11 protein-coding genes are annotated in these 13080 nt (G+C 63.5%); 1 reads left to right on the forward strand and 10 read right to left on the reverse strand.

Annotated elements, in window-relative coordinates; translation table 11 throughout:
* Nucleotides 1-31: 31 nt before the first annotated feature.
* The 9 genes from ACFQI8_RS15015 to ACFQI8_RS15055 form a co-directional block, all read right to left on the reverse strand.
* Nucleotides 32-1294, reverse strand: a complete 1263-nt coding sequence (locus tag ACFQI8_RS15015; protein WP_390246169.1) for a mandelate racemase/muconate lactonizing enzyme family protein — start codon at nucleotides 1292-1294, stop codon at nucleotides 32-34.
* Between the two features lie 115 nt (nucleotides 1295-1409).
* The gene (locus tag ACFQI8_RS15020; protein WP_390246171.1) at nucleotides 1410-3605 is read right to left on the reverse strand and encodes an LUD domain-containing protein; all 2196 of its coding nucleotides are present in this window, start codon (nucleotides 3603-3605) and stop codon (nucleotides 1410-1412) included.
* Nucleotides 3602-4108, reverse strand: a complete 507-nt coding sequence (locus tag ACFQI8_RS15025) for an LUD domain-containing protein (protein WP_390246173.1) — start codon at nucleotides 4106-4108, stop codon at nucleotides 3602-3604. Before ACFQI8_RS15025 ends, ACFQI8_RS15020 begins: the two co-directional genes overlap by 4 nt.
* A gap of 258 nt (nucleotides 4109-4366) precedes the next feature.
* Entirely contained in the window at nucleotides 4367-5575 is a 1209-nt protein-coding gene (locus ACFQI8_RS15030) for an ABC transporter ATP-binding protein (protein WP_390246175.1), read from the reverse strand.
* Between the two features lie 23 nt (nucleotides 5576-5598).
* Nucleotides 5599-6477, reverse strand: coding sequence for a carbohydrate ABC transporter permease (locus tag ACFQI8_RS15035; RefSeq protein ID WP_390246177.1), 879 nt, complete (start codon nucleotides 6475-6477; stop codon nucleotides 5599-5601).
* Nucleotides 6474-7424, reverse strand: a complete 951-nt coding sequence (locus ACFQI8_RS15040; protein ID WP_390246179.1) for a carbohydrate ABC transporter permease — start codon at nucleotides 7422-7424, stop codon at nucleotides 6474-6476. The genes ACFQI8_RS15035 and ACFQI8_RS15040 overlap by 4 nt, the downstream gene beginning before the upstream one ends.
* A gap of 25 nt (nucleotides 7425-7449) precedes the next feature.
* Complete coding sequence (locus tag ACFQI8_RS15045) at nucleotides 7450-8973, reverse strand: ABC transporter substrate-binding protein (RefSeq protein WP_390246181.1); 1524 nt, start codon at nucleotides 8971-8973, stop codon at nucleotides 7450-7452.
* 212 nt (nucleotides 8974-9185) lie between these two features.
* Complete coding sequence (locus ACFQI8_RS15050) at nucleotides 9186-9530, reverse strand: cupin domain-containing protein (protein ID WP_390246183.1); 345 nt, start codon at nucleotides 9528-9530, stop codon at nucleotides 9186-9188.
* Nucleotides 9531-10038: 508 nt separating this feature from the next.
* Entirely contained in the window at nucleotides 10039-10845 is an 807-nt protein-coding gene (locus ACFQI8_RS15055; protein ID WP_390246185.1) for an aldo/keto reductase, read from the reverse strand.
* Between the two features lie 184 nt (nucleotides 10846-11029).
* Between ACFQI8_RS15055 and ACFQI8_RS15060 the strand changes: the two genes are divergently transcribed.
* Complete coding sequence (locus ACFQI8_RS15060) at nucleotides 11030-11869, forward strand: aldo/keto reductase (protein WP_390246187.1); 840 nt, start codon at nucleotides 11030-11032, stop codon at nucleotides 11867-11869.
* An 84-nt stretch (nucleotides 11870-11953) separates the two neighbouring features.
* Here the strand turns inward: ACFQI8_RS15060 and ACFQI8_RS15065 are convergent, their stop codons facing one another.
* Entirely contained in the window at nucleotides 11954-13015 is a 1062-nt protein-coding gene (locus ACFQI8_RS15065; RefSeq protein WP_390246189.1) for a zinc-dependent alcohol dehydrogenase family protein, read from the reverse strand.
* Nucleotides 13016-13080 lie beyond the last annotated feature (65 nt).

A 13080-nucleotide genomic window follows, 5' to 3' on the forward strand; every position in this document is an offset into this window, starting at 1 on the left:
ATTCGTACATTCGAAGAAAAGTCTGCCGCCGTCAGCCCTCCGCTTCCAGCGGTTCTTCTCCGGCGGCGAGTCGGTCGTTTACTTCCCCGACGTCGAGGTCGATGCCGAGGCCCGGCCGCTCGGGAACCGCAATCTCACCGTCTTCGATGAGTGGACCGCCCGCGTGCAGGTCGTCCCACCAGTCGACGTCGCGGGCGTGGTATTCGAGCGCGAACGCGTTGGGAACCGTCGCACAGGCGTGGACGGACGCCATGGTTCCGACCGGACTCGCGACGTTGTGCGGGGTGATCGGCACGTCGTACGCGTCGGCGACGGTCGCAATCTTCCGGAACTCGCTCAGCCCGCCGCACTTCTGGATGTCAGGCGCCGCAATATCGATTGCGCCCGCCTCGAAAAACGGGAGGAACCCCTCCGTGCGAACGAGATTCTCCCCCGCGAGGATTGGGGTCGTCGTCCCCGCCGTGACGCGCCGATGAGCGTCGGCGCTCTCCGGCGGGACGGGGTCTTCTATCCACGCGAGGTCGTACGGTTCGAGCTTGCGCGCGAGTCGAAGGGCCGTCTCGACGGTGAAACTCCAGTGGAAGTCGAACGCGAGCGTCGGCTCCGCCCCGATTCGCTCCCGAATCGCGTCCGCGATATCGACCTTGTGTTGGACGGCGGCGTTCGTGAGCCGCCGCGTCGCCGTGTCGGCGTTCCCCGGCGCGACGTCGAGGTCGAACTTCAGCGCGTCGAACCCTTCGCCGACGACCGCTTCGGCGACATCGGCGTACACGGCCGGGTCGTACGTTTCGTGGGGGTCGTCGTCACCTTCGCCGAGGTGTTCGCCCGCGTGGCAGTCACAGTAGATGGCGACCGAGTCGCGGAACTTCCCGCCGAGCAACTGATAGACGGGGAGGCCGGTGAGCTTCCCGACGGCGTCCCAGAGGGCGGTTTCGATACCGGACACCGCCGCCTGCGAGTAGCCCTCGCCCCCGGCGAGTCCGGACAGCATCTGGGTCATGTGCTCGGTGAGGCGCTCGACGTCGTAGGGGTTCTCGCCGACGAGGCCGTTCTCCAGGAACTCGACGTGTTCGCTGACCGGCCCGGCGAACGCTTCACCGTATCCGCGGACGCCGGCGTCCGTCTCGACGGTCACGAGGTTCCACGGGAAGTTCCCGCCGAGCACTCGGCACTCGACGGCCGTAATCTCGACGTCGCGCGTCGGGTCGCGGGACAGTCCGTCGTCCGCGAGGTTTCGCCAGCCGACTCCTGCGTTCATCTCCGTTACGAGATGCTCGTACTTCGAGTGAGGCATCGTCGTGATGGTCGCGGGCCACTGTCAATAATCTTCCGCGGGGGAGCCGCCGCGGACACCCCCGAGAGACCGTGGGTGACCGCTCCGCGGGAGTGAGCGTCCGCGCCTGTCTACTTCACCCGTCGGGTGCGATGAGCTCGACCGGATGGACGACGTCTCGTTCGAACAGGTCGCCGAGCTGTTCGGTACAGGAGGTCCCGCTCGCGACGAGCGTGCGGTCGGTCTCGTCTGCGAACTGCGCTTCGAGGTCGCTCCCGACGTCCATGCTGAGCTCGTAGTACTCGCTTTTGTAGCCGAAGCTCCCCGCCATCCCACAGCACTCGACGTCCGAGGTGAGGAGGTCGAAGCCGAGTTCCGTCAGGACGGCTTCGGTGTACGTCTCGACGCCGAGGGTGCGTTGCTGGCAGTGGCTGTGGTACGCCAGCGGCTCCGACGGCTCGGCGAGCACGCCCGCGTCGGCTCCGGCGTTGAGTAAGCCGTAGACGTACTCCATGACGTCGTAGGAGTTCTCTGCGAGTCGCTCGTGGGTCTCCTCGTCGAGGAGCTTCCCGTACTCTCGGCGGAACGCGGCGAGGTCCGAGGGCTCGATGACCGCGACGTCGAACCCGTCGTCGATGTACGTCGTCAGGTCGGCGGCAACCGCGGACGCTCGCCGAGTTGCGGTCCGTATCATCCCCTGCGAGAGCGGTGCCCGACCACTCTCCTGCGGCGTCGCGAGTTCGACCTGCGCGCCCAGCGCTTCGAGCGTCCTTACTGTCGCTTTGCCCCGGTTCACGAGCACGTAGTTGGTGTACGCGTCGGGGTAGACGACGACCTCGCGCCCGTCGTTGTCCGGCGAGTCGCGGGCGGCGAACCAGTCGGTGAGCGTCTCCCGCTCGAACGTCGGGAGGGCGCGCCGGGCGTCGACGCCGAAGAACCGCTCCATCGCCGACCGCACCGGTCCGAGTTCCGCGAGTCGGTTCGAGAGCGGTGCCGTCGCCGAGCCGACCCGTGCGAGCGTCCCGAAGTTCCCGAAGAGACGCTTCTGAACGTCGAGGCTCCCGGGCTCCGCATCCGGAGTCAACCCCTCGACGAGGAAGTCGAAGGCGGCCCCGTCCGACTCGTTGTTGATTCTGTCGCGGACGACCGTGTTTATCCACGGGATATCGATTTTGACGGGGCAGGCGTCCGCACAGCGCGAACACCCCGTACAGAGGTCGTTGAACGTCGCCGCCGAGTCCTGTCCGTGAACGCCGGCTTCCCACCCCGTTGCGATACCGCCGGTGTAGGTCTCGCCGCCGAACGCGTGCCCGCCGACGTGCTGGAAGTTCGCACAGGAGTTCGCGCACGCACCACACCGGATACAGTAGAGCGTCTCTTCGAGATGCTCGTCTTCTCGCATCGCCATCAGGCCGTTGTCCACGAGGACGAGGTGGAACTCCCTGTCGTCGTCGCCCGACCCGAGCGGTTCGGTCGGCCGAGCGAAGTCGATGGTCGGCGACTCCACGGGCGGGGTGAGCATCGTGACGTACTGGGAGATGGGTTGCCCCGTCGCCGCCTTCGCGATGAGTTCGACGAAGGGTTGGAGTTCGTCGGCGCTCGGGATGACTTTCTCGACGCCCGCGACCGCGATGTGCGTATTGGGGGTCACCGCGGTCTTGCGGGCGTTCCCCTCGTTCGTGACGAGCGTAATCGTGCCCGAATCCGCGAGGACGAAGTTCGCACCGGTCATCCCCACGTCCGCAGAGCGGATGTGTTCTCCGAGATAGTCCCGCGCGAACGCCGTGAGCTCTTCTGCCGTCTCGAACGGCTCCGCCGGGTCGAACCGCTCGTTGAACAGTCGAGCGACGTCTTCCTGTGAGCGGTGGAGCGACGGGCCGACGAGATGCGACGGCGACTCGTCTGCGACCTGAAGCACGAACTCGCCGAGGTCGGTCTCCCAGACGTCGACGCCGACGCTTTCGAGGTGGTCGTTGACGTCCAACTCCTCGGTCGTCATCGACTTCGATTTCACCACGGTCTCGGCGTTTTCGTCGTCGACGACGCCTTCGATGTAGCGATTGGCGTCCGCCGCGTCGTCGGCGACGTAGAGCTCTCCGCCGTTGGCTTCGACGCTCTCGCGGAGCCGGTCGATGAGCTCCGGTAATCGGTCGATTGCGTCTTCCTTGATTCGGCGCGCTCGACTGCGGAGGTCCTCGTAGTCGTCGAAGCTCTCGGAGACGTCGTACCGGTCTTCGTTGAACACGGTCGTGTTCTCTCGAATCGCGCCGCCTTCGGTCTCCAGCAGATGACGGATGTGCCTCGCCTTCTCCCGGCGGTCTTCGAGGCTCATAGTCCCTCCACGAGGACCACGCGCACCGTTTTCGGCCCGTGGACGCCTTTCACGAGTGCGCCCATATCACCGGTCGCGCTCGCACCGGTGGCGAAGACGACCGAGCCGCCGTCGGAAAACCGCTCGGCGAGGTGCGGCATCGCCTCGGTCACGTCCGCGAGGACATCGCTCTCGCGGACGACGCCGACGTGGGTCGGCGGGTAGAGCGAGACGGGTTCGTTCCCGGCGGTGTTCGACTCGACGACGAGCGTCCCGTACTGCGCGATGGCGCGCCCGATCGGCGTGACGCCGGTCTGCGCTTCGGTGAGGTCTCTCGGCGTGAGTTCCGTCGTTACGGGCGTGTCTTTCAGCGAGACACCGTCGAACCCGAGCGGGGTTCCGACGGCCGGCTCGTCGACGACGCTCGTGAGGGTCTCGGAAAACGTCGCGGGGGTCGCACGCGTCAACTCGACACCGACGTCTGTGAGCGACCGTTCGAACTCTCCGATAGTACCGGTAGCCATAGCAGTACCATGCGGGACGGAAATGATAATTGTTGTCATGGGACTCGGCGGTGCTTATGTCGATGCCGGACGGTCGCGCTGAGTACGGAGAGTACAGGGGTACGAAGGATACGGGGAGTACGGCGAGTGCGGCGGGTGCGGCGGTCGGTGCGCGCGACTGGTATCGGTGACTCTGTCGCCGCCGTGCCCGTCGTTGGGGGCGCACCCTCCAGCGGTGGACCGCGAGTGAAACACCCGCCTGAGAAGAACCGGCGACGCTCAGTAAGTGATGTTCTGGCCGGTCTCGTCGTCGAACAGGTGAATCTTGTCGAGCGTGGCCGAAAGCGAGATGGGCTCGCCCGGCTCGACACTGCTCTCGGGCGCGACGCGGGCGCTGAACTCCGTGTCCTCGTCGGTCTTCGACGTCACCGTGAGGAACTTGTCCGAACCCATCGGCTCGACGACTTTCACCTGCGCGTCGAGGGTGCTGTTTTCGGTGTACTCGTCCTCGTCGAGGACCGACAGGTCGCTCAGGTCCTCGGGACGCACGCCGAGCGTGAGGCTATCGAGGGAGCCGTCCCACTCGTCGACCGCCCGCTCGACGTCCGTCGGGAGGCCGAACTCGAAGAACTCCCCGACGGCCGTATAGCCGTCGTCTTCCTTCCGTATCGACACCGGGAGGAAGTTCATCGGCGGCTCTCCGATGAACCCGGCGACGAACCGGTTTACGGGGTTGTCGTAGAGATACTGCGGCGGGCCGATCTGCTGGAGCTTCCCGTCGTTGAGCACGACGACGCGGTCGCCGAGCGTCATCGCCTCCGCCTGGTCGTGGGTGACGTAAATCGTCGTCTTCCCGACGCGCTGGTGAATCTCGTTGAGCTCTGTCCGCATCTGGACGCGGAGCTTCGCGTCGAGGTTCGAAAGCGGCTCGTCCATCAGGAACACCGACGGCTCGCGGACGATGGCGCGACCGAGCGCGACGCGCTGTTGCTGGCCGCCGGAGAGCTGTGACGGCTTCCGGTCGAGGAGGTCGTCGATTTCCAGGAGATCCGCGGCCTCGGTGACCCGAGTCTCGATTTCGTCGTCCGGGTAGTTCCGAATCCGAAGGGGGAACGACATGTTCTCCGCGACCGTCATGTGCGGGTAGAGCGCGTAGTTCTGGAACACCATCGCGATGCCCCGCTCACGGGGGTCGTACCCCGTCACGTCCTCGTCTTCGATACGGATGCGGCCCTCCGTCGGGGTCTCTAACCCCGCGACCATCCGCAGTGACGTGGTCTTGCCGCACCCAGAGGGCCCGACGAACACGAGGAACTCACCTCGACGGATGTCGATATTGAGGTCCTCGACGGCGACGATTTCGTCGCTTTCTTGGTCCCCAAAGACCTTCGTCACGCCTTCGATTTGGACGTTGATGTCTTCGTTTGCACCGGCGGTACCGTCTTTCGTGTCCGGCGTTTCAACCGGCCTCGATTCCGAATCACTCATTGTCGTTGTTTGGTTTTGGTTACTCATTCTTTCAGTGCTCCGGCCGTCAGTCCACTGACGATGTATCGCTGGAAGAACACCACGACGAGGATGGTGGGGACGATTGCGATGACACTCGCCGCGGCCAGCGACGCCCACTGCACCGAGACGTCGCCGACGAACTGGTAGACCGCCACCGAAATCGGCATCGATTTGAGGTCCGTTGTGACGATAAGCGAGAACAGGAACTCTCGCCACGAGTACAGGAACGTCAGGATTGCGCTCGCGGCCACGCCCGGAAGCGCCAGTGGGAGCGCGATCTTCCGGAACGCTTGGAGTTGCGTGCAGCCGTCGACCCGCGCAGACTCGTCGAGGTCCGTCGGAATCGACATGAAGAAGTTCCGCATGATGTATATCATAAGCGGCAACCACAGGTAGACCTGCGCGATGATGATACCCGGAAGCGAGTTCAACAGGCCGAGCCACGACATGATCTGGTAGTAGGGAACGATCAGGCCGATAGGCGGGAACAGGCGGGAGAACAACACCCCGATGAACAGGACGTTGTCGCCCCGGAACCGGTATCGACTGAACGCGTATCCGGCCGGCACAGCAAGGATGATGACGGCGATAGTCGTCGCCGTCGAGATGATGACGCTGTTCACCACTGCCCTCCAGTAGCTCTCCCCGATGAGCACCTCGTAGTACGACGAGAGCGTCGGGTTCCGCGGGAAGTAGGTGAGGTTGTAAACCGCCTCGTTGGTCTTGAGCGAGGTCAGTACCTCCCAGAAGATGGGAACGATGACGGTCAGGACGGCGATGGCAAGCACGAAGTGGATGACTTTCGGGCTTTCCAGTAGGTCCCAGAACCCCTGTCGCGTCTCGTAGCTGAGTCGTTCGTAGCCTTCGTCTGCGTTGCTCATTCTTCCATCCCTCCCATAACCTTGGTAACGTAGAACGTCGCGACGACGAGCGTAATCCCGATGATGAACACCGCGACTGCCGACGCGTAGCCGTAGTTGAAGTTAATCATCCCCTCGCGGTAGATGTGAATGCTGAAGATGGTCGTGGACGTTCCGGGACCGCCCTTCGTCATGGGGAACACCACCGCGAACGCGCGGAACGCGAACATCCAGTTTATCAGTGCGACGATGGCGATGTAGGGGCGGAGATACTGAACGGTGATAGCGCGGAAGGTCTGGAACGTCGTCGCGCCGTCGACTTTCGCCGCGTCGTACATGTGTTCCGGGATGGACTGCAACCCGGCCAACAGGAGCAACATCGCGAACGGCATCCGAGCCCACGCGTCCGTCAGCGTGACGGCGAGCATGGCGAACTGCTGGGTCGCCAACCAGGAGATGGGAGACGAGATGAGACCGAGGTCCATCAACGCCATGTTGAAGAATCCGAGTTGGTTGCCGGTGAACATCCACTTCCAGATGAGGGCGACGACCGCGAGCGGAATCGCCCAAGAGAACATCAAAAGCGTCGAGTAGACGTCTCGGAGCTTCGAGTGGGTCACGTGGTTAATCGCCAGTGCGATGACGAGACCGGTTCCGAGGCTAATCACCAGCGAACCGAACGAGTAGATGAGCGTGTTCAGGAAGTAATCCCAGAACGACGCCCGCTGGAACATGGTGACGAAGTTTTGAATCCCGACGAACCGCTCGACCGAACCCGGGATTGTCAGGTACAGCGACTGCCGAAAGAGATAGAAGACGGGGTAGACGAAGATGGCCGTAATTGCCAGTATCGCGGGGCCCAGCAAGACCAGGAGAATGTGGTCGTTTGCGAACTGGGAGGCCCGATACCGTATCTTCTCGTATTTCGTCTCGGGTATTGTGAAGCTGGTTTCTGATTCGAGGGACATGGTAACTGAGATTCAGCCCCGTTAGTTACTGGCCGAGGACCGTGTTGATGAATTCCTGCGCGGCGTCCAGCGCCTCCTCCGGGGACTTCGATCCGGCGATGGCCTGCTGACACTCCTGACTGATGCGCTGTTTGATAGAGCGCTGTTGCGGGAACACCTCGGTCTTGTTGAGATTGGCCTGTTGACCGCGAATCTCGGGGTAGAGCGCGGCACCCGTCTCGGCCGCTTCGTCGTACACGCGCTTGTGCCACGACTGGTTCCCCTCGACGACGAACTCCCACCACGCGGTGGGCTGGGAGATTCGCGCGTCGAGGTACACCATCGCGGCCAGTTTGGCCGCGTCGGAGGCGTTCGAGTTGATGGCCATCACGTTCGGTGACGCGAGACCGGCGCGGGTCGGGTTCGGAGCGTCGGAACCGCCCTCGGGAGTGAGCGTCGGCGTGTAGTCGTCGCCGAGTTGGTTCTTGGCCTGTCCGGTCAGGTCGCCGTACACGGGGACCATCGCGAACTGTTCGGAGGTGAAGCCGTCGGCCAGGTCGCCCTGCCCGAAGTTGACCACGGATTCAGGCACCCAGCCGTTGTCCAGCCACTCGACCATCTTTCCGAGCGCGTAGTAGCCGGCCTCGTCGTTGACCGTGACCGAACCGTCGTCGTTGACGAATTCGCCGCCGGCCTGGTAGTAGTGCTTGTTGAAGTCGCGCATCGTGTACGTACGCGATGCGCCCCGGTACGCCCACGCGTACGCATCAGTGCCCTCGAACGCCTCCATGCACGTCTCGAGGTCGTCCCACGACCACTCGCCGTTCGTGATTTTGTCGATGACGGCCTGGTCGACGCCCTGGTCTTCGAGCATCCCGACGTTGACGTGGACCAAGTCGCCTTCGAGATAGGCGGGACCGCCCCAGAGGTTTCCGTCGTAATTGATCGTCTGCTGGGCCACGGGCTGAATCGGCTCCCACATCGAGTCGTCGCCGAAAAGCGGGTCGACCGCTTGGAGGTGGCCCGCCTGTGCGAACGACGACAGCGAGTCGGCCACGACGACTTGGAACCCCTCGGGTTCTCCCTCACCGGCCTGCAGGAACGCCGTCTCCTTCGGAATCGCCTGATCGACGGTGATTTCGAGGGGGTTTATCGTGATGCCGGTGCGGTCCTCGAACATGCCGTGTGCCGCCGCAGTCCCCGGGTCGTACTCCAGTGAACCGAAGTTGAGGAGTTGAATCTCGTCGATCTCCCCGGCCGCCGTTTCGTCCCAGCCCTCCGGGGGACTCCACGGAGCCGACTGGACGGCCTCCGACTCGGCCCACGCGCTCGAATCGGCGAGCTGGCCATCATCGGGTATCGCCTGTCGCTGTTCGAGTGGCCACTCGTCGAGTGTCGTCAGTCGACGGTCCTCCCAGTTGTCTGTGAAGCCGATTGAACGGGCTTGCTCCATGAATCCGCTGGACTCGCCGCCACTGGTACCTCCGCCACCACTTCCCCCGCTGGGACTGCCACCGCCGCCCATACAGCCGGCGAGGCTGGCGAGGCCGGCGAGACCTCCGTATTTCAAAATATCTCTACGGCTTGGGCTATCGTCATCCGTATTGGATGCCATACGAGAACCTATGGCACAAGCACATACAAAAAACTATGCATATTATTACTGGTAGATGCTCAGAGCGGCGGATAACGACGTGACGGGAGCGACGGTGGTCCGGCGTTGCACCCCAGCTCACGGGGTTTCGTCCGCGGGGGTCAGTCAGTTTCGGGTATGAGCCCCGTTTATTCGTCGTCACCTTCCCACGGCGGTGTCAACCGCGGCGGTGAGAACACTTCGATACCGACGGCGTCGACCTCGCCGCGGTTCTCGGCCGAGTGCGGGACCCCACCGGGAATGACGTAGGAGGTGTTCGGCCCGACGAGGTACTCTTCGCCGTCGACCGTGAACAGCAACTCCCCCGACGACACCCATCCAATCTGCTCGTGTTCGTGGCTGTGCGTTCCGACGAGCGCCCCCGACTCGATACGGAAGTGTTGAACACTGCCCTGACGCCCCGCGGCGAGCTGTGCGAGGTGGACCCCGTCGAGTACCTCCTCCCCGTCGTCCGTCATCGATTGAACGTCCATACGAGCGTCTCGTTCGGGATGGACTTAACAAGTCCCCCGTGTTCGGGCGTTCGAGTCACGTTCGACACAACTGAACAGTCGCACGAAGTGACGCGGCGGCGTCGATAGCGCCGTTCACCGGGCTACCAGACCGAACCGTAGCTGTGAATCCCCTGCATGGCCGCCGCTCACCGTACCCCGGTTTACTATCGCCGAACGCGAGCCGCCGAAATCCGCGAATGATTACACGAGTAAACCTGTAATACAGCCCTCGATGGACTCGCGATGAACAGCGAGCACGTTTGCTCTCGTCGCACACCGACTCGCCGGCGCGCCACCGCCTCCGGACTAGCTCTCGGACGGCCGTCCCGCGTCTCCCTTCGAGAGACCGACGGCTCTCCGGGGTGGGGTACGAGGGAGTCGCCCGATTGGCGTCGCCGTTAGTCGGGGGAGTCGACGCTCCCGACGACGAGGCCGCCGGCTCCGTGCCTGCCGTTTCTCACTAGCACTGAGGAGACCGTCGGAGGACTCATTGCCACGGCGCACCGTCGCGCTCGACGAAGCGCGTGCGCCGGTCGATGTCGTCGATGCGGGCGATGTCTTCGTCGTCCAGTTCGAGCGCGGCGGCACCGAGGTTGTCTTCGAGGTGGGCGCGTGAGGTGGCTTTCGGAACGGCGACGACGTTCTCGTGGCTCGTCACCCACGCGAGACACACTTGGGCGGGCGACGTCTCGTACTGTTCCGCGATGTCACAGATAACCGGGTTCGCGAGCGCCGCGCCGCGTGCGAGCGGCGAGTACGCGACGAGCGTGTAATCGCGTCGCTGTGCGTCTTCGACGAGCTCTCGTTGCGGGAGAAACGGGTGCATCTCCACTTGATGTGCGAAAAGCGGTGATTCGAGGACTTCGCGGGCCTCGTCGAGGAGACCGACGTCGAAGTTCGACACGCCGATGTGTCGGACGCGGTCCGCCTCGACGAGGTGTTCGAACGCGCCGAGGGTCTCGTCGGCCTCGTACTCCCCGACCGGCCAGTGGACGTACAGGAGGTCGAGATAGTCGACGCCGAGTCGGTCCATGCTCGCTTCGGCCTCTTCGAGGACTTCGTCGTGAGTCAGCCCACCGCTTATCGGGTGGACTTTCGTGGCGAGAAACAGCTCGTCACGAGGCACGTCGGCCGTCGCAATGCCGTCGCCGACGGCTGATTCGTTCCCGTAGTGTTCTGCGGTGTCGACGTGTCTGTACCCCAGTTCGATGGCGGTCCGGACCGAGCGGGCGCACTGCGTCGGGTCGTCGTTTTCCCACGTTCCGAGCCCGATTGGTGGCAGAGATGGTACCATACGTCGTATCTTCCGTATCGGCAAGTAAACTCTTTCGCCGTCGACACGCCCCCGGCGTCGCCTCCCCGGAACAGATACGGACCGTGGGGAGCCGCCTCCCGACTCGCACTGACCGAAACTGCGTTCGTTCTCGTCTCCACGCCCTGGGGTAGATTGATACGATGGCGGACGAATGTATGGTCCGATGACGAGTTTGACTGTCAAGCTTCCAAGCGGAGACGACCTCCCGAAGGTCGGCCTCGGAACGTGGGATATCGATGGAGCGACCGTTCGCGCGGCTGTTCGCGCCGCACTCGACGGGAACTACACCCACGTCGACACGGCCGAAGGGTATCGAAACGAGCGCGAAATCGGTGAAACGCTCGCGGACTACGACCGAGAAGACCTGTTTCTCACGTCGAAGGTACTGCCGGCGAATCTCAACTACGGGAGCGTCATCGAGTCGTGTGAGAACTCACTCGAGAGACTCGGCACCGACTATCTCGATTTGTATCTGATTCACTGGCCAAACCCGTCGATTTCGCTCCGAGAGACGCTCGACGCGATGAAGGCGCTCTCCGACGACGGAAAGGTTCGCAACGTCGGCGTCTCCAACTTCAGCGGCTATCAGCTTAGTAACGCGTTGCATATCACCGACGTCCCCATCGCCGTCAATCAGATCGAGTTCCATCCTTGGTTCCAGCGGCGCGATTTGGTCGACTACTGCCAGTCGAACGGAGTGGCCGTCGAAGCGGCCGCACCGCTCGGACGGACGGAGGTGCTCCAAGATTCGACGATTCAGGCCATCGCAGAGACGTACGACAAATCTCCCGCGCAAATCGTTCTCAAGTGGGCCGTCGAGAAGGACGTCGTCGTCCTGCCGAAATCGAGTTCCGCGACTCACATCGCGGAGAACAGTACGCTGTTCGACTGGGAGCTCGATACGGAAGACCAACGGCGTATCGACGGGCTGGACCGGAAGCGACCGGTCTACGATACGCTCGAACGAGATTGGTCTCGGGAGGTATACGGCATTCCAGAGTAACCGATTCGGGCCGTCGAAGGGGTTCGGGCTGTCGATGCGAGGACGGAGGGCGCGTTTGCCAGCACCTCGTTTCGCGCTCCGCCGTCAGAACTCGTCGATCACTGGGATACCGACGGTGTCGAAGTCCGTCATCGAAGCGAGTATCTCGGGAGTCTGGTCGAGCGACACCGTCTCGGATATCACTGCGGCCGGGTCGAGCGCACCACGGTCCATCATTCTGAAGATTTCGTCGTACCGCGGTCGAGGCATCCCGACCGCACCGATGAACTGGAGTTCGTTGAGTACTATCCGGTCTGTCGGGAGCGCGACCTCACCGCCCTCCTCGTTCGACGTGAGTCCGACTTGCACGTGCTGACCTCTCTTTCGGAGGCTTTCGACCGCGTTCTGGCACGTTTCGGCGATTCCGAGGGCGTCAACGGAGACGTGAGCACCGCCGTCTGTCAGCGCTCTCACCGCCGACGGGACGTCGGCGATATCGTTCGCATTGAGCGTTTCGTCGGCGCCCAGTTCGCTCGCAAACGACAGTTTCTCGTCGAAGAGGTCGACGGCGACGACGTTGGCCCCGAGCGCGTCGGCGATATGTACGGCGGACAGGCCGACACCTCCACAGCCGTAGACGACCACCCAATCCCCCGGGGTGACGTCTGCACGGTGGACGAGGGCGTGAAACGACGTCATGAACCGACAGCCGAGGCCGGCCATCTCGACCGACGAGACGCTGTCCGGGAGGTGGACGACGTTGTAATCCGCCCACGGCACGTAGAACCGTTCGGCGAAGGCCCCCTGGGATTCGGGCGCGAGTCCGAGCGGGACCCGGTTGTCGCAGATGTTCGAGCGACCCGAGCGACAGGACGGACACGTCCCGTCACCGAGGTTGAAGGGGACCGTCACCCGGTCGCCTTCGCGGACGTGCTCGACCTCGCCGCCGACCTCGACGACGACGCCGGCCGGTTCGTGACCGAAGACGTGTCCGTCGTCGAAGTTCCGGGACTCCCAGAGTGGGTCTCCCTGCCACGCGTGCCAGTCGCTTCGACAGATTCCACACGCCTCCGTCTCCACGACGACACCCGTCTCGTCTAGTTCCGGTTCGTCAACCTCCCGAATTTCGAGTGGCTCACCGGGAGTGGTGAAAGTTACTGCGCGCATCGTCCATGCTGATTGGTGGCAATCAGTATAGTTGTACGGGGATGTCGCCCTCGACTCTCGGACGC

The sequence above is a fragment of the Haloferax chudinovii genome, assembly GCF_042663345.1.
GTDB lineage: Archaea > Halobacteriota > Halobacteria > Halobacteriales > Haloferacaceae > Haloferax > Haloferax chudinovii.

Bases quoted from the DNA above. Each gene is read 5' to 3' on its own strand.
- ACFQI8_RS15020 (WP_390246171.1), bottom strand. From the start codon at position 3,605: ATGAGCCTCGAAGACCGCCGGGAGAAGGCGAGGCACATCCGTCATCTG.
- ACFQI8_RS15035 (WP_390246177.1), bottom strand. From the start codon at position 6,477: ATGAGCAACGCAGACGAAGGCTACGAACGACTCAGCTACGAGACGCGA.
- ACFQI8_RS15050 (WP_390246183.1), bottom strand. From the start codon at position 9,530: ATGGACGTTCAATCGATGACGGACGACGGGGAGGAGGTACTCGACGGG.
- ACFQI8_RS15025 (WP_390246173.1), bottom strand. From the start codon at position 4,108: ATGGCTACCGGTACTATCGGAGAGTTCGAACGGTCGCTCACAGACGTC.
- ACFQI8_RS15065 (WP_390246189.1), bottom strand. From the start codon at position 13,015: ATGCGCGCAGTAACTTTCACCACTCCCGGTGAGCCACTCGAAATTCGG.
- ACFQI8_RS15055 (WP_390246185.1), bottom strand. From the start codon at position 10,845: ATGGTACCATCTCTGCCACCAATCGGGCTCGGAACGTGGGAAAACGAC.
- ACFQI8_RS15060 (WP_390246187.1), top strand. From the start codon at position 11,030: ATGACGAGTTTGACTGTCAAGCTTCCAAGCGGAGACGACCTCCCGAAG.
- ACFQI8_RS15015 (WP_390246169.1), bottom strand. From the start codon at position 1,294: ATGCCTCACTCGAAGTACGAGCATCTCGTAACGGAGATGAACGCAGGA.
- ACFQI8_RS15040 (WP_390246179.1), bottom strand. From the start codon at position 7,424: ATGTCCCTCGAATCAGAAACCAGCTTCACAATACCCGAGACGAAATAC.
- ACFQI8_RS15030 (WP_390246175.1), bottom strand. From the start codon at position 5,575: ATGAGTGATTCGGAATCGAGGCCGGTTGAAACGCCGGACACGAAAGAC.